Origin of the sequence: Shigella sp. FC1544 (assembly GCF_001722145.1) — a bacterium.
Classification (GTDB): Bacteria; Pseudomonadota; Gammaproteobacteria; order Enterobacterales; family Enterobacteriaceae; genus Escherichia; species Escherichia coli.
On record NZ_MECT01000077.1, the window covers coordinates 1 to 16,055 of the forward strand.

Here is a 16,055-nt window from a genome sequence, read left to right on the forward strand (position 1 = left end):
TAGTGCGCTGGGTTATCGCTCGCCACGGGAATATCTGCGGCAGCGGGCTTGTAATGGGTTAAGTGATAACAGATGTCTGGAAATATAGGGGCAAATCCAACAACTAACCTGTTTTTTATCATTTCAGGAGGAATGCGGCCATCGTAATACGTGGTGCTGAACTGTCCATTCTGGCTAACAGGATAGTTACCAAAGTTGCATTCCAGTATTTCACCAACCTTAGGACTGAAATTAATCGCCACGAGTACACCTCTCCTTAGTAAACTCTGAAAAAGTAATAACACAACGTTACGACCCGATATTTTCTAAGTCTAATGGATTCACGATGAACTCCGGTTTCGGTCTTCCCTCTCTGATTTAAACATCCGCAGCCAACCGGTTAGCGGCTTACACTCGGTCACATTCAAATGCGATTCTGCTACAATCCTCCCCCCGTTCGAAGATTGAGCAATACACCTATGCGTCTAAACCCCGGCCAACAACAAGCTGTCGAATTCGTTACCGGCCCCTGCCTGGTGCTGGCGGGCGCGGGTTCCGGTAAAACTCGTGTGATCACCAATAAAATCGCCCATCTGATCCGCGGTTGCGGTTATCAGGCGCGACATATCGCGGCGGTGACCTTTACCAATAAGGCGGCGCGCGAGATGAAAGAGCGTGTCGGACAGACGCTGGGTCGCAAAGAGGCGCGTGGGCTGATGATCTCAACCTTCCACACGCTGGGGCTGGATATCATCAAGCGTGAGTATGCGGCGCTGGGGATGAAGGCGAACTTTTCGCTGTTTGACGATACCGATCAGCTGGCGTTGCTCAAAGAGTTGACCGAAGGGCTGATTGAAGATGACAAAGTTCTCCTGCAACAGTTGATTTCGACCATCTCTAACTGGAAGAACGATCTCAAAACACCGTCCCAGGCGGCAGCCAGTGCGATTGGCGAGCGGGACCGTATTTTTGCCCATTGTTATGGGCTGTATGATGCACACCTGAAAGCGTGCAATGTTCTCGACTTCGATGATCTGATTTTATTGCCGACGTTGCTGCTGCAACGCAATGAAGAAGTCCGCGAGCGCTGGCAGAACAAAATTCGCTATCTGCTGGTGGATGAGTATCAGGACACCAACACCAGCCAGTATGAACTGGTGAAACTGCTGGTGGGCAGCCGCGCGCGCTTTACCGTGGTGGGCGATGACGACCAGTCGATCTACTCCTGGCGCGGCGCACGTCCACAAAACCTGGTGCTGCTGAGTCAGGATTTTCCGGCGCTGAAGGTGATTAAGCTTGAGCAGAACTACCGCTCTTCCGGACGTATTTTGAAAGCGGCGAACATCCTGATCGCCAATAACCCGCACGTCTTTGAGAAGCGTCTGTTCTCCGAACTGGGTTACGGCACAGAGCTTAAAGTTTTAAGCGCGAATAACGAAGAACATGAAGCCGAGCGCGTCACTGGTGAACTGATTGCGCATCACTTCGTCAATAAAACGCAGTACAAATATTACGCTATTCTTTATCGCGGTAACCATCAGTCGCGAGTGTTTGAAAAATTCCTGATGCAAAACCGCATCCCGTACAAAATTTCTGGTGGTACGTCGTTTTTCTCTCGTCCTGAAATCAAGGACTTGCTGGCTTATCTGCGCGTGCTGACTAACCCGGACGATGACAGCGCATTTCTGCGTATCGTTAACACGCCGAAGAGAGAGATTGGCCCGGCGACGCTGAAAAAGCTGGGTGAGTGGGCGATGACGCGCAATAAAAGCATGTTTACCGCCAGCTTTGATATGGGCCTGAGTCAGACGCTTAGCGGACGTGGTTATGAAGCATTGACCCGCTTTACTCACTGGTTGGCAGAAATCCAGCGTCTGGCGGAGCGGGAGCCGATTGCCGCGGTGCGCGATCTGATCCACGGCATGGATTATGAATCCTGGCTGTACGAAACATCGCCCAGCCCGAAAGCCGCCGAAATGCGCATGAAGAACGTCAACCAACTGTTTAGCTGGATGACGGAGATGCTGGAAGGCAGCGAACTGGATGAGCCGATGACGCTCACCCAGGTGGTGACGCGCTTTACTTTGCGCGACATGATGGAGCGTGGTGAGAGTGAAGAAGAGCTGGATCAGGTGCAACTGATGACTCTGCACGCGTCAAAAGGGCTGGAGTTTCCTTATGTCTACATGGTCGGTATGGAAGAAGGGTTTTTGCCGCACCAGAGCAGCATCGATGAAGATAATATCGATGAGGAGCGGCGGCTGGCCTATGTCGGCATTACCCGCGCCCAGAAGGAATTGACCTTTACGCTGTGTAAAGAACGCCGTCAGTACGGCGAGCTGGTGCGCCCGGAGCCGAGCCGCTTTTTGCTGGAGCTGCCGCAGGATGATCTGATTTGGGAACAGGAGCGCAAAGTGGTCAGCGCCGAAGAACGGATGCAGAAAGGGCAAAGCCATCTGGCGAATCTGAAAGCGATGATGGCGGCAAAACGAGGGAAATAATCAAGGCCGGAAAAGATGCGTCAGCATCGCATCCGGCACTTACTCATTAATGCACTTCCAGCGGCCAGTGGACATAGCTTTGCCACTGGCTTTCCTGAGCAATAATCTCTTTACCCAGCGGATGTTGGGTTAGCCAACCTTGCGGAAGCGTCAAGGTCAACAGTTCATGGTTAGCCTGTAATGTCATCTCTGGCACGAGATCGTCACGGCGACGGCTGGCAAAAATGATGGCCAGGCGGAGTAAACGGCAGAGTTGTTCTGCGACGCGCGGCGGTACGGCATTTTGCTGATGCAGCGATGAGAGATCGACCGGATTAGTCTGGTTGAGCAGTAGCGTCGCCAGCAATTTTTTCTGTGCGGGGGTAAAACCGGGAAGATCCAGATTACGCACCAGATAAGCAGCGTGTTGCGGCGCTTGTTTAAAGTCAACGCTCAGGCCGATTTCATGAAGCTGACAGGCGCTGATGAGCAAATCGCGGCTTATTGCTTCAAGATGCCATTCCTTTTCCACCTGATCGAAGAAGTTAGCCGCAACTTTGGCTACGCGCTGCGCCTGATCAATATCGATCATAAAGCGGCGCTGAATATTACGCAGCGTACGGCTGCGAATATCCTGGTCTACGGCCAGATGCAACATGCCGTAGACCAGGCCTTCACGCAGCGCACCGCCCGCCAGGGTCATACACTGAATATTCAGTTCGGTAAAAATGGCGATCAGGATCGCCAGACCACTCGGGAACACTAACGCACGTTCCAGCGTCAGCCCGTCAATCTCCAGTTCCTCCAGCCGACCGCAATGAATGGCTCGCTGTTTCAATTGCTGCAACTTTTCCAGGGTAATGCGTTCATCCATCCCCTGTGCCATCATGATTTCCTGTAATGCCTGCACGGTGCCGGAAGCACCAACGCACACTTTCCAGCCGTGATACCGTAATTCATCGGCAACCGGACGTAACACTTCGCGTGCCGCTTTTTCTGCAGCATCAAAATTTTCCTGCCCCAGATTACGATCGGCAAAATAGCGTTCCAGCCAGGTGACGCAGCCCATCGACAGGCTGAACAACGAGGTGGTTTGTGCACCCGTGCCGGTTACCAGTTCAGTACTGGCACCGCCTATATCCACCACCAGGCGCTGATCGGCACCGCCAGTTGTGTGAGCAACGCCCTGATAAATCAGACGTGCTTCCTCTTCACCGCTGATCACCTGTACCGGACAACCGAGGATTTCCTGCGCTTTGGCAATAAAATCACCCGCATTGACGGCAAGACGTAATGTCGCCGTAGCGACAACGCGAATTTGCGAGGGAGGGATATCTTGCAGACGTTCAGCAAACAGGCGCAGACATTGCCAACCGCGCTCCATTGCTTCATTAGACAGGGCATTTTCGCTATTCAGGCCAGCAGCCAGACGCACTTTGCGTTTTATTCGCGTCAGCGTCTGGATGCTTCCAGCCACCTCGCGCACAACCAGCATATGAAAACTATTCGAACCGAGATCAATGGCTGCATACAGCGACGAGGTGGAACCCATACTCTTCATCCTTCAATCTGTCTCTGTGTTGGCTGCATTCTTTCACCTGAATCACTTACTACAGTATGCTCATCGGGATTCATTCTCTTGCCATCTTGATACAGTTTGAATGATTTTGAGTATGACATTTTATTTAACCTGAACGACGACGATTACGCGGAGCGCCAGTACGACGCGGACCATTGCCTGTACGTGGGCGCGTGAGGCGCAGCGGTTTTGGCAGATCGGTCATCAATGCGTCCGGATTGTATTTGCTTACCGGAATTGAGTGACCAATATAGGTCTCAATAGCAGGCAAATTCAATGCATACTCTTCACACGCCAGGCTGATAGAGTGACCGCTTGCGCCTGCGCGACCTGTACGACCAATACGGTGAACGTAATCTTCACAGTCATCGGGTAAATCGTAGTTAAAGACGTGCGTCACTGCCGGAATATGCAAACCACGCGCGGCAACGTCGGTGGCAACCAGAATATCCAGATCGCCACGGGTAAATTCATCAAGAATACGCAGACGTTTTTTCTGCGCGACATCGCCTGTCAACAAACCGACACGATGACCATCTGCCGCCAGGTGGCCCCAGATCTCTTCACAACGGTGTTTGGTATTGGCGAAAATAATCGCTCTGTCTGGCCACTCTTCTTCGATCAGCGTTTGCAGCAAACGCATTTTTTCTTCGTTAGAAGGGTAGAAAAGCTCTTCTTTAATACGGTGGCCCGTTTTCTGTTCCGGTTCCACTTCAATATATTCGGCATTGTTCATCTGCTCGAACGCCAGTTCACGTACCCGGTACGAAAGCGTGGCGGAGAACAGCATGTTGAGGCGCTGGTTTGCAGGCGGCATACGGCGGAACAGCCAGCGGATATCTTTAATAAAGCCCAGATCGTACATGCGATCGGCTTCGTCCAGTACCACCACCTGAATGGCACCGAGGTTAATGTGGTTCTGCTTGGCGTAGTCAATTAAACGCCCCGTAGTGCCAATCAGAATGTCAACGCCGCTTTCCAGCACTTTCAGCTGTTTGTCGTAGCCATCACCACCGTAAGCCAGACCCAGCTTCAGGCCGGTAGCTTCCGCCAGCGGTTCTGCGTCGGCATGGATCTGCACGGCAAGTTCACGCGTCGGTGCCATAATTAAGGCACGTGGTTGATTCACCTTGCGATCGGCAATCGCAGGATGAGAGAGAAGATAATGAAACGTTGACGTAAGAAACGCCATCGTTTTCCCGGTACCGGTTTGCGCCTGCCCGGCTACGTCACGACCCGCCAGCGTCAGCGGAAGGGCCAGTGCCTGAATGGGCGTACAGTTATGAAACCCTTTTTTTTCAAGGACTTCTACAACCTTCGGATGCAGGGCGAAGTCGGAAAACTTCTGTTCTGTTAAATGTGTTTTGCTCATAGTGTGGTAGAATATCAGCTTACTATTGCTTTACGAAAGCGTATCCGGTGAAATAAAGTCAACCTTTAGTTGGTTAATGTTACACCAACAACGAAACCAACACGCCAGGCTTATTCCTGTGGAGTTATATATGAGCGATAAAATTATTCACCTGACTGACGACAGTTTTGACACGGATGTACTCAAAGCGGACGGGGCGATCCTCGTCGATTTCTGGGCAGAGTGGTGCGGTCCGTGCAAAATGATCGCCCCGATTCTGGATGAAATCGCTGACGAATATCAGGGCAAACTGACCGTTGCAAAACTGAACATCGATCAAAACCCTGGCACTGCGCCGAAATATGGCATCCGTGGTATCCCGACTCTGCTGCTGTTCAAAAACGGTGAAGTGGCGGCAACCAAAGTGGGTGCACTGTCTAAAGGTCAGTTGAAAGAGTTCCTCGACGCTAACCTGGCGTAAGGGAATTTCATGTTCGGGTGCCCCGTCGCTAAAAACTGGACGCCCGTCGTGAGTCATGCTAACTTAGTGTTGACTTCGTATTAAACATACCTTATTAAGTTTGAATCTTGTAATTTCCAACGCTTCCCGTTTTATCTTAAATGCGAAGTGAACAGATTTCTGGCTCGTCACTCAATCCGTCTTGTCGTTTCAGTTCTGCGTACTCTCCTGTGACCAGGCAGCGAAAAGACATGAGTCGATGACCGTAAACAGGCATGGATGATCCTGCCATACCATTCACAACATTAAGTTCGAGATTTACCCCAAGTTTAAGAACTCACACCACTATGAATCTTACCGAATTAAAGAATACGCCGGTTTCTGAGCTGATCACTCTCGGCGAAAATATGGGGCTGGAAAACCTGGCTCGTATGCGTAAGCAGGACATTATTTTTGCCATCCTGAAGCAGCACGCAAAGAGTGGCGAAGATATCTTTGGTGATGGCGTACTGGAGATATTGCAGGATGGATTTGGTTTCCTCCGTTCCGCAGACAGCTCCTACCTCGCCGGTCCTGATGACATCTACGTTTCCCCTAGCCAAATCCGCCGTTTCAACCTCCGCACTGGTGATACCATCTCTGGTAAGATTCGCCCGCCGAAAGAAGGTGAACGCTATTTTGCGCTGCTGAAAGTTAACGAAGTTAACTTCGACAAACCTGAAAACGCCCGCAACAAAATCCTCTTTGAGAACTTAACCCCGCTGCACGCAAACTCTCGTCTGCGTATGGAACGTGGTAACGGTTCTACGGAAGATTTAACCGCTCGCGTACTGGATCTGGCATCACCTATCGGTCGTGGTCAGCGTGGTCTGATTGTGGCACCGCCGAAAGCCGGTAAAACTATGCTGCTGCAGAACATTGCTCAGAGCATTGCTTACAACCACCCGGATTGTGTGCTGATGGTTCTGCTGATCGACGAACGTCCGGAAGAAGTAACCGAGATGCAGCGTCTGGTAAAAGGTGAAGTTGTTGCTTCTACCTTTGACGAACCCGCATCTCGCCACGTTCAGGTTGCGGAAATGGTGATCGAGAAGGCCAAACGCCTGGTTGAGCACAAGAAAGACGTTATCATTCTGCTCGACTCCATCACTCGTCTGGCGCGCGCTTACAACACTGTTGTTCCGGCGTCAGGTAAAGTGTTGACCGGTGGTGTGGACGCCAATGCCCTTCATCGTCCGAAACGCTTCTTCGGTGCGGCGCGTAACGTGGAAGAGGGCGGCAGCCTGACCATTATCGCGACGGCGCTTATCGATACCGGTTCTAAAATGGACGAAGTTATTTACGAAGAGTTTAAAGGTACAGGCAACATGGAACTGCACCTCTCTCGTAAGATCGCTGAAAAACGCGTCTTCCCGGCTATCGACTACAACCGTTCCGGTACCCGTAAAGAAGAGCTGCTCACGACTCAGGAAGAACTGCAGAAAATGTGGATCCTGCGCAAAATCATTCACCCGATGGGCGAAATCGATGCAATGGAATTCCTCATTAATAAACTGGCCATGACCAAGACCAATGACGATTTCTTCGAAATGATGAAACGCTCATAAATTTGTCTTATGCCAAAAACGCCACGTGTTTACGTGCGTTTTGCTTTTATATCTGTAATCTTAATGCCGCGCTGGCGATGTTAGGAAAATTCCTGGAATTTGCTGGCATGTTATGCAATTTGCATATCAAATGGTTAATTTTTGCACAGTGCTGGTGGGTTCGGAACGGACTTTCCCTTCTGAATAAAGGTCTTCGTGGTTATACTTCTGCTAATAATTTTCTCTGAGAGCATGCATTGTGAATTTACTGACAGTGAGTACTGATCTCATCAGTATTTTTTTATTCACGACACTGTTTCTGTTTTTTGCCCGTAAGGTGGCAAAAAAAGTCGGTTTAGTGGATAAACCAAACTTCCGCAAACGTCACCAGGGATTGATACCTCTCGTTGGGGGGATTTCGGTTTACGCAGGGATTTGCTTCACGTTCGGAATTGTCGATTACTATATTCCGCATGCATCTCTCTATCTCGCTTGTGCCGGTGTGCTTGTTTTCATTGGCGCGCTGGATGACCGTTTTGATATCAGCGTAAAAATCCGTGCCACCATACAGGCCGCTGTTGGCATTGTTATGATGGTGTTCGGCAAACTTTATCTCAGTAGCCTGGGTTATATCTTTGGCTCCTGGGAGATGGTGCTCGGACCGTTTGGTTACTTCCTGACGCTATTTGCCGTCTGGGCGGCCATTAATGCGTTCAACATGGTTGATGGCATTGATGGCTTGCTGGGCGGGTTGTCCTGCGTCTCGTTTGCAGCAATCGGTATGATTTTGTGGTTCGACGGGCAAACCAGCCTCGCAATCTGGTGCTTTGCGATGATCGCCGCCATCCTGCCATACATCATGCTTAACCTTGGTATCCTGGGTCGCCGCTACAAAGTCTTTATGGGTGATGCGGGCAGTACGCTGATTGGTTTTACCGTTATCTGGATCCTGCTCGAAACGACCCAGGGCAAAACCCATCCCATCAGCCCGGTTACCGCTTTGTGGATAATCGCCATTCCACTAATGGATATGGTGGCGATTATGTACCGTCGCCTGCGTAAAGGCATGAGCCCATTCTCTCCTGACCGTCAGCATATTCACCATTTGATCATGCGTGCCGGGTTTACTTCCCGTCAGGCGTTTGTGCTGATTACCCTTGCCGCAGCACTGCTCGCTTCCATTGGCGTGCTGGCAGAATATTCTCATTTTGTCCCGGAGTGGGTCATGCTGGTGCTCTTTTTGCTAGCATTCTTCCTCTATGGATATTGCATTAAGCGTGCCTGGAAAGTTGCTCGCTTTATTAAGCGCGTAAAACGCAGACTGCGTAGAAATCGTGGTGGCAGCCCCAATTTAACCAAATAAATGAGGATGTGATGACACAACCAATGCCTGGGAAACCGGCCGAAGACGCTGAAAATGAACTGGATATTCGTGGGTTGTTTCGTACCTTGTGGGCTGGGAAGCTATGGATTATTGGCATGGGGCTGGCGTTTGCGTTAATCGCGCTGGCGTATACTTTTTTTGCTCGTCAGGAGTGGAGCTCGACGGCGATTACCGATCGTCCAACGGTGAATATGCTGGGGGGATATTACTCGCAGCAGCAATTTTTGCGTAACCTGGATGTCCGTTCAAACATGGCTTCTGCCGATCAACCATCGGTCATGGACGAAGCCTATAAAGAGTTTGTTATGCAACTGGCCTCGTGGGATACCCGCAGAGAGTTCTGGCTGCAAACCGACTATTACAAACAGCGGATGGTGGGCAACAGCAAAGCCGATGCGGCGTTGCTGGATGAAATGATTAACAACATCCAGTTTATCCCCGGAGACTTTACCCGCGCGGTCAATGACAGCGTGAAGCTTATTGCCGAAACCGCGCCTGACGCTAATAACCTGTTACGTCAGTATGTTGCTTTTGCCAGCCAGCGTGCAGCCAGCCATCTGAATGATGAGCTGAAAGGCGCATGGGCGGCACGCACCATCCAGATGAAAGCTCAGGTGAAGCGTCAGGAAGAGGTGGCGAAAGCCATCTACGACCGCCGGATGAACAGCATTGAGCAGGCGCTGAAAATTGCTGAGCAGCATAATATTTCGCGCAGTGCGACAGATGTGCCTGCCGAGGAATTACCTGATTCAGAAATGTTCCTGCTTGGGCGTCCAATGCTCCAGGCTCGACTGGAAAATTTACAGGCCGTCGGTCCGGCCTTTGATCTCGACTATGATCAGAATCGGGCCATGTTAAACACCCTGAATGTTGGTCCAACCCTGGATCCGCGTTTTCAGACCTATCGCTATTTGCGTACGCCGGAAGAACCGGTAAAACGCGATAGCCCACGTCGTGCCTTCCTGATGATTATGTGGGGCATTGTCGGGGGGCTGATCGGGGCTGGTGTCGCATTAACCCGCCGTTGCTCGAAATAGCAACACTGCTGCGGCGAGCGCAAAGGCGCTCGCCGCTTATTCGAAGAGAATCGATGTGAAAGTACTGACTGTATTTGGTACGCGCCCGGAAGCCATCAAGATGGCTCCGTTGGTGCATGCGTTGGCAAAAGCTCCTTTTTTTGAGGCTAAAGTTTGCGTCACTGCGCAGCATCGGGAGATGCTCGATCAGGTGCTGAAACTCTTTTCCATTGTACCTGACTACGATCTCAACATAATGCAGCCAGGACAGGGCCTGACAGAGATAACCTGTCGGATTCTGGAAGGGCTAAAACCTATTCTTGCCGAGTTCAAACCAGACGTCGTGCTGGTTCACGGCGACACAACAACGACGCTGGCAACCAGCCTGGCGGCGTTTTATCAGCGTATTCCTGTTGGTCACGTTGAGGCTGGTTTACGCACGGGCGATCTCTATTCGCCGTGGCCGGAAGAGGCTAACCGTACATTGACCGGGCATCTGGCGATGTATCACTTCTCTCCAACCGAAACTTCCCGGCAAAACTTGCTGCGTGAAAACGTTGCGGATAGCCGAATCTTCATTACTGGTAATACAGTCATTGATGCACTGTTATGGGTGCGTGATCAGGTGATGAGCAGCGACACGCTGCGTTCAGAACTGGCGGCAAATTACCCGTTTATCGACCCCGATAAAAAGATGATTCTGGTGACCGGTCACAGGCGTGAGAGTTTCGGTCGTGGTTTTGAAGAAATCTGCCACGCGTTGGCAGACATTGCCACCACGCACCAGGACATCCAGATTGTCTATCCGGTGCATCTCAACCCGAACGTCAGAGAGCCGGTCAATCGCATTCTGGGGCATGTGAAAAATGTCATTCTGATCGATCCCCAGGAGTATTTACCGTTTGTCTGGTTGATGAACCACGCCTGGCTGATTTTGACCGACTCAGGCGGCATTCAGGAAGAAGCGCCTTCGCTGGGGAAACCGGTGCTGGTGATGCGCGATACCACTGAGCGTCCGGAAGCGGTGACGGCGGGTACGGTGCGTCTGGTAGGCACGGATAAGCAGCGAATTGTCGAGGAAGTGACGCGTCTTTTAAAAGACGAAAACGAATATCAAACTATGAGCCGCGCCCATAACCCGTATGGTGATGGTCAGGCATGCTCTCGCATTCTGGAAGCGTTAAAAAATAATCGGATATCACTATGAGTTTTGCGACCATTTCTGTTATCGGACTGGGTTACATCGGGCTGCCTACAGCAGCAGCGTTTGCCTCACGGCAAAAACAGGTGATTGGTGTCGATATCAACCAACACGCGGTTGATACCATCAATCGTGGCGAAATCCATATCGTCGAGCCTGATTTGGCGAGCGTAGTAAAAACTGCCGTAGAAGGCGGTTTTTTACGAGCGAGCACGACGCCAGTTGAAGCGGATGCCTGGCTGATTGCTGTACCCACGCCGTTTAAAGGCGATCATGAGCCAGATATGACCTACGTTGAATCGGCTGCTCGCTCCATTGCGCCAGTGCTGAAAAAAGGCGCGCTGGTGATCCTTGAATCCACCTCGCCGGTGGGGTCAACCGAGAAGATGGCAGAATGGTTAGCAGAGATGCGTCCGGATCTCACTTTCCCACAGCAGGTGGGCGAGCAGGCGGACGTCAACATTGCTTACTGCCCGGAACGCGTGTTACCGGGCCAGGTTATGGTCGAGCTGATTAAAAACGATCGCGTGATTGGTGGTATGACGCCGGTTTGTTCGACCCGCGCCAGCGAACTGTACAAAATTTTCCTCGAAGGTGAGTGTGTCGTCACTAACTCGCGGACGGCGGAAATGTGTAAGCTCACCGAAAACAGCTTCCGCGATGTGAATATCGCTTTTGCTAATGAATTGTCGCTGATTTGTGCCGATCAGGGGATTAACGTCTGGGAACTGATTCGCCTGGCGAATCGTCACCCTCGCGTTAATATTCTTCAGCCTGGCCCTGGCGTGGGCGGTCACTGCATTGCTGTTGATCCGTGGTTTATCGTGGCACAGAACCCCCAGCAGGCGCGGCTTATCCGTACCGCGCGCGAAGTGAACGATCACAAACCGTTCTGGGTTATCGATCAGGTGAAAGCGGCGGTGGCTGATTGCCTGGCGGCTACCGATAAACGCGCCAGTGAACTGAAAATCGCCTGCTTTGGTCTGGCGTTTAAACCGAATATTGATGACCTGCGCGAAAGCCCGGCGATGGAAATCGCTGAACTGATCGCCCAGTGGCATAGCGGCGAAACTCTGGTTGTTGAGCCTAACATCCACCAGTTGCCGAAAAAACTGACCGGGCTTTGTACTCTGGCGCAGCTTGACGAGGCGCTGGCAACGGCAGACGTGCTGGTGATGCTGGTCGATCATAGTCAGTTTAAAGTTATCAATGGCGACAATGTCCATCAGCAGTATGTCGTCGATGCCAAAGGAGTCTGGCGCTGATGAGAAAAATTCTGATAACAGGTGGTGCCGGGTTTATTGGCTCGGCGCTGGTGCGTTATATCATCAACGAAACGAGCGACGCGGTGGTAGTGGTCGATAAGCTGACCTACGCCGGAAACCTGATGTCGCTGGCACCGGTCGCGCAAAGCGATCGCTTTGCCTTTGAGAAAGTTGATATCTGCGATCGGGCAGAACTGGCACGCGTATTCACTGAGCATCAGCCAGACTGTGTCATGCATCTGGCAGCCGAAAGCCATGTTGACCGTTCTATTGACGGCCCGGCAGCGTTTATTGAAACCAACATTGTCGGGACTTATACATTGCTTGAAGCGGCGCGGGCTTACTGGAATACGCTGACGGAAGATAAAAAATCAGCGTTCCGTTTTCATCATATCTCCACCGACGAAGTATATGGTGACCTGCACTCGACGGATGATTTCTTCACCGAAACCACGCCGTATGCGCCGAGCAGCCCTTATTCCGCGTCAAAAGCCAGCAGCGACCATCTGGTGCGCGCCTGGCTGCGGACCTACGGTCTGCCGACGCTTATCACCAACTGCTCGAATAACTACGGTCCTTACCACTTTCCGGAAAAACTGATCCCGCTGATGATCCTCAACGCGCTGGCGGGTAAACCGCTGCCGGTATATGGCAACGGGCAGCAAATCCGTGACTGGCTGTATGTGGAAGATCACGCCCGCGCGCTGTATTGCGTGGCGACCACCGGGAAAGTCGGTGAAACCTATAATATTGGTGGTCACAACGAGCGTAAGAATCTCGATGTTGTGGAAACCATTTGCGAGCTGCTGGAAGAACTGGCTCCGAACAAGCCGCACGGCGTGGTGCACTATCGTGACTTGATCACCTTTGTCGCTGACCGTCCGGGGCATGATCTGCGTTATGCCATTGATGCTTCGAAAATTGCCCGTGAACTTGGCTGGCTGCCACAGGAAACCTTTGAAAGTGGAATGCGTAAAACGGTGCAGTGGTATCTGGCTAATGAAAGCTGGTGGAAGCAGGTGCAGGACGGCAGCTATCAGGGCGAGCGTTTAGGTCTGAAAGGCTAATTTTCAGCGGAGGCAAACATGAAAGGTATTATCCTGGCGGGCGGTTCCGGCACCCGATTGCATCCGATTACGCGCGGCGTATCGAAGCAACTGTTGCCGATTTACGATAAGCCAATGATTTACTATCCGCTGTCGGTGCTGATGTTGGCCGGTATCCGCGAAATTCTCATCATCACTACGCCGGAAGATAAAGGTTATTTCCAGCGCCTGCTGGGCGATGGTAGTGAGTTCGGTATCCAGCTGGAATACGCCGAACAGCCCAGCCCGGACGGTCTGGCGCAGGCCTTTATCATCGGTGAAACCTTCCTCAACGGTGAACCTTCTTGTCTGGTGCTGGGCGATAACATCTTCTTCGGTCAGGGCTTCAGTCCGAAGCTGCGTCATGTTGCGGCGCGCACGGAAGGGGCGACGGTATTTGGCTATCAGGTGATGGACCCGGAACGCTTTGGCGTGGTGGAGTTTGACGACAATTTCCGCGCTATCTCGCTGGAAGAAAAGCCAAAACAGCCGAAGTCAAACTGGGCGGTGACCGGGCTTTATTTCTACGACAGTAAAGTCGTGGAGTACGCAAAGCAGGTGAAGCCGTCGGAGCGTGGTGAACTGGAGATTACCTCCATCAACCAGATGTACCTCGAGGCGGGCAACCTGACCGTTGAACTGCTCGGGCGCGGATTTGCCTGGCTGGACACTGGCACTCACGACAGCCTGATTGAAGCCAGTACCTTTGTGCAGACAGTAGAAAAACGCCAGGGCTTTAAGATTGCCTGCCTGGAAGAGATCGCCTGGCGTAACGGCTGGCTCGATGACGAGGGTGTGAAGCGTGCTGCCAGTTCATTAGCGAAAACTGGCTACGGCCAATATCTGCTGGAGTTACTTCGTGCCCGTCCGCGCCAGTATTGAGCCACTAACCTGGGAAAACGCCTTCTTTGGTGTTAACAGCGCCATCGTGCGCATTACGTCTGAAGCACCGCTCCTGACGCCAGACGCGTTAGCGCCGTGGTCACGGGTGCAGGCCAAAATTGCGGCATCAAATACGGGTGAACTGGATGCCCTGCAACAGCTGGGATTCTCCCTGGTAGAAGGTGAAGTTGATTTGGCGCTACCCGTGAACAATGTCAGTGATAGCGGTGCTGTCGTGGCACAAGAGACCGATATTCCCGCATTACGTCAGTTAGCTAGCGCCGCATTTGCGCAAAGCCGTTTTCGTGCGCCGTGGTATGCGCCTGACGCCAGCGGTCGCTTTTATGCACAGTGGATTGAAAATGCCGTGCGCGGCACCTTTGATCATCAATGTCTGATTCTACGTGCGGCGTCCGGCGATATTCGCGGCTATGTCTCTTTACGGGAACTCAATGCGACAGATGCGCGAATTGGCCTGCTGGCTGGACGCGGTGCAGGTGCTGAGCTGATGCAAACGGCGCTAAACTGGGCGTATGCTCGCGGTAAAACAACTTTGCGGGTGGCGACCCAAATGGGCAACACCGCCGCGCTTAAACGATACATACAAAGTGGTGCGAATGTAGAAAGCACCGCGTACTGGTTATACAGGTGATCACATGATTCCATTTAACGCACCGCCGGTGGTGGGAACCGAACTCGACTATATGCAGTCGGCAATGGGTAGCGGCAAACTGTGTGGCGATGGCGGTTTTACCCGTCGCTGCCAGCAGTGGCTGGAGCAACGTTTTGGCAGCGCCAAAGTGTTACTGACGCCGTCCTGCACCGCTTCGCTGGAGATGGCGGCGCTGCTGCTCGATATCCAGCCTGGCGATGAAGTGATCATGCCGAGCTACACCTTTGTCTCCACCGCCAATGCCTTTGTGCTGCGTGGCGCGAAAATCGTCTTTGTGGATGTTCGCCCGGACACCATGAACATCGACGAAACGTTGATTGAAGCAGCGATCACCGACAAAACGCGCGTTATCGTGCCGGTCCATTACGCGGGTGTGGCCTGCGAAATGGACACCATTATGGCGTTGGCGAAAAAGCATAATTTGTTTGTGGTGGAAGATGCCGCTCAGGGCGTGATGTCCACTTACAAAGGGCGTGCACTGGGAACCATTGGTCATATTGGCTGCTTTAGCTTCCATGAAACCAAAAACTACACGGCGGGTGGTGAAGGCGGCGCGACGCTGATTAACGATAAAGCGTTAATCGAACGAGCCGAGATCATCCGTGAAAAGGGCACTAACCGCAGCCAGTTCTTCCGTGGTCAGGTCGATAAATATACCTGGCGCGATATTGGCTCCAGCTATTTGATGTCCGATCTGCAAGCTGCATACCTGTGGGCGCAACTGGAAGCAGCGGATCGTATCAACCAGCAACGTCTGGCGCTGTGGCAAAACTACTACGATGCGTTAGCGCCTCTGGCGAAAGCCGGGCGTATCGAGCTGCCGTCGATTCCCGATGGCTGCGTGCAGAACGCGCATATATTCTACATTAAACTGCGGGATATTGATGACCGGAGCGCGTTGATTAACTTTCTGAAAGAAGCGGAAATCATGGCGGTGTTTCATTACATTCCGCTGCACGGTTGCCCTGCGGGGGAACACTTTGGTGAGTTCCACGGTGAAGATCGCTACACCACCAAAGAGAGCGAGCGCCTGCTGCGCCTGCCGCTGTTCTACAACCTGTCGCCCGTCAATCAGCGTACGGTAATTGCGACTTTGTTGAACTACTTCTCCTGA

General features: G+C 52.1%; 14 protein-coding genes and 1 pseudogene. 12 read left to right on the top strand and 3 right to left on the bottom strand.

Features of this window, described 5'->3' with window-relative positions; genetic code table 11:
• Positions 1–98 precede the first annotated feature (98 nt).
• Positions 99–242 (bottom strand): annotated as a pseudogene (locus tag BGK49_RS30880) (type II toxin-antitoxin system PemK/MazF family toxin); the annotation flags it as partial.
• A gap of 216 nt (positions 243–458) precedes the next feature.
• Between BGK49_RS30880 and rep the strand changes: the two are divergent.
• Positions 459–2,480, top strand: a complete 2,022-nt coding sequence (rep, locus tag BGK49_RS05610; RefSeq protein WP_001238896.1) for a DNA helicase Rep — start codon at positions 459–461, stop codon at positions 2,478–2,480.
• A gap of 46 nt (positions 2,481–2,526) precedes the next feature.
• On the opposite strand, the gene gppA is transcribed toward rep, so the two are convergent.
• The gene (gene gppA, locus BGK49_RS05615) at positions 2,527–4,011 is read right to left on the bottom strand and encodes a guanosine-5'-triphosphate,3'-diphosphate diphosphatase (protein WP_005026661.1); all 1,485 of its coding nucleotides are present in this window, start codon (positions 4,009–4,011) and stop codon (positions 2,527–2,529) included.
• 133 nt (positions 4,012–4,144) lie between these two features.
• Positions 4,145–5,410 carry an ATP-dependent RNA helicase RhlB gene (gene rhlB / locus BGK49_RS05620; RefSeq protein ID WP_000047518.1) on the bottom strand — a complete coding sequence of 422 codons (1,266 nt, stop codon included), beginning with the start codon at positions 5,408–5,410 and terminating at the stop codon, positions 4,145–4,147.
• A gap of 130 nt (positions 5,411–5,540) precedes the next feature.
• Between rhlB and trxA the strand changes: the two genes are divergently transcribed.
• The 11 genes from trxA (at position 5,541) to rffA (ending at position 16,055) form a co-directional block, all read left to right on the top strand.
• Positions 5,541–5,870 (top strand): thioredoxin TrxA, encoded by a 330-nt coding sequence (gene trxA, locus BGK49_RS05625; protein WP_001280776.1) that lies wholly within the window; start codon positions 5,541–5,543, stop codon positions 5,868–5,870.
• Positions 5,871–6,010: 140 nt separating this feature from the next.
• Positions 6,011–6,112, top strand: coding sequence for a rho operon leader peptide RhoL (gene rhoL, locus BGK49_RS05630; protein WP_001295255.1), 102 nt, complete (start codon positions 6,011–6,013; stop codon positions 6,110–6,112).
• A gap of 84 nt (positions 6,113–6,196) precedes the next feature.
• Positions 6,197–7,456 carry a transcription termination factor Rho gene (rho, locus tag BGK49_RS05635; protein WP_001054527.1) on the top strand — a complete coding sequence of 420 codons (1,260 nt, stop codon included), beginning with the start codon at positions 6,197–6,199 and terminating at the stop codon, positions 7,454–7,456.
• A gap of 238 nt (positions 7,457–7,694) precedes the next feature.
• Positions 7,695–8,798: a UDP-N-acetylglucosamine--undecaprenyl-phosphate N-acetylglucosaminephosphotransferase gene (gene wecA / locus BGK49_RS05645; protein ID WP_001050960.1), complete on the top strand. Its 1,104-nt coding sequence runs from the start codon at positions 7,695–7,697 to the stop codon at positions 8,796–8,798.
• An 11-nt stretch (positions 8,799–8,809) separates the two neighbouring features.
• On the top strand, positions 8,810–9,856 hold the full coding sequence (wzzE, locus tag BGK49_RS05650) for an ECA polysaccharide chain length modulation protein (protein WP_001295256.1): 1,047 nt from the start codon (positions 8,810–8,812) through the stop codon (positions 9,854–9,856).
• 55 nt (positions 9,857–9,911) lie between these two features.
• Positions 9,912–11,042 (top strand): non-hydrolyzing UDP-N-acetylglucosamine 2-epimerase, encoded by a 1,131-nt coding sequence (gene wecB, locus BGK49_RS05655; RefSeq protein WP_000866664.1) that lies wholly within the window; start codon positions 9,912–9,914, stop codon positions 11,040–11,042.
• Positions 11,039–12,301, top strand: a complete 1,263-nt coding sequence (gene wecC, locus BGK49_RS05660) for a UDP-N-acetyl-D-mannosamine dehydrogenase (RefSeq protein ID WP_000006625.1) — start codon at positions 11,039–11,041, stop codon at positions 12,299–12,301. Before wecB ends, wecC begins: the two co-directional genes overlap by 4 nt.
• Entirely contained in the window at positions 12,301–13,368 is a 1,068-nt protein-coding gene (rffG, locus tag BGK49_RS05665; RefSeq protein WP_001226584.1) for a dTDP-glucose 4,6-dehydratase, read from the top strand. The genes wecC and rffG overlap by 1 nt, the downstream gene beginning before the upstream one ends.
• An 18-nt stretch (positions 13,369–13,386) precedes the next feature.
• Entirely contained in the window at positions 13,387–14,268 is an 882-nt protein-coding gene (rfbA, locus tag BGK49_RS05670; RefSeq protein WP_000676056.1) for a glucose-1-phosphate thymidylyltransferase RfbA, read from the top strand.
• On the top strand, positions 14,246–14,920 hold the full coding sequence (gene rffC / locus BGK49_RS05675) for a dTDP-4-amino-4,6-dideoxy-D-galactose acyltransferase (RefSeq protein WP_001145189.1): 675 nt from the start codon (positions 14,246–14,248) through the stop codon (positions 14,918–14,920). The genes rfbA and rffC overlap by 23 nt, the downstream gene beginning before the upstream one ends.
• A 4-nt stretch (positions 14,921–14,924) precedes the next feature.
• Complete coding sequence (gene rffA, locus BGK49_RS05680) at positions 14,925–16,055, top strand: dTDP-4-amino-4,6-dideoxygalactose transaminase (protein ID WP_000612041.1); 1,131 nt, start codon at positions 14,925–14,927, stop codon at positions 16,053–16,055.

Coding starts and splice junctions, on each gene's coding strand:
- rep (WP_001238896.1), top strand. CDS start 459: ATGCGTCTAAACCCCGGCCAACAACAAGCTGTCGAATTCGTTACCGGC.
- gppA (WP_005026661.1), bottom strand. CDS start 4,011: ATGGGTTCCACCTCGTCGCTGTATGCAGCCATTGATCTCGGTTCGAAT.
- rhlB (WP_000047518.1), bottom strand. CDS start 5,410: ATGAGCAAAACACATTTAACAGAACAGAAGTTTTCCGACTTCGCCCTG.
- trxA (WP_001280776.1), top strand. CDS start 5,541: ATGAGCGATAAAATTATTCACCTGACTGACGACAGTTTTGACACGGAT.
- rhoL (WP_001295255.1), top strand. CDS start 6,011: ATGCGAAGTGAACAGATTTCTGGCTCGTCACTCAATCCGTCTTGTCGT.
- rho (WP_001054527.1), top strand. CDS start 6,197: ATGAATCTTACCGAATTAAAGAATACGCCGGTTTCTGAGCTGATCACT.
- wzzE (WP_001295256.1), top strand. CDS start 8,810: ATGACACAACCAATGCCTGGGAAACCGGCCGAAGACGCTGAAAATGAA.
- wecC (WP_000006625.1), top strand. CDS start 11,039: ATGAGTTTTGCGACCATTTCTGTTATCGGACTGGGTTACATCGGGCTG.
- rffG (WP_001226584.1), top strand. CDS start 12,301: ATGAGAAAAATTCTGATAACAGGTGGTGCCGGGTTTATTGGCTCGGCG.
- rfbA (WP_000676056.1), top strand. CDS start 13,387: ATGAAAGGTATTATCCTGGCGGGCGGTTCCGGCACCCGATTGCATCCG.
- rffA (WP_000612041.1), top strand. CDS start 14,925: ATGATTCCATTTAACGCACCGCCGGTGGTGGGAACCGAACTCGACTAT.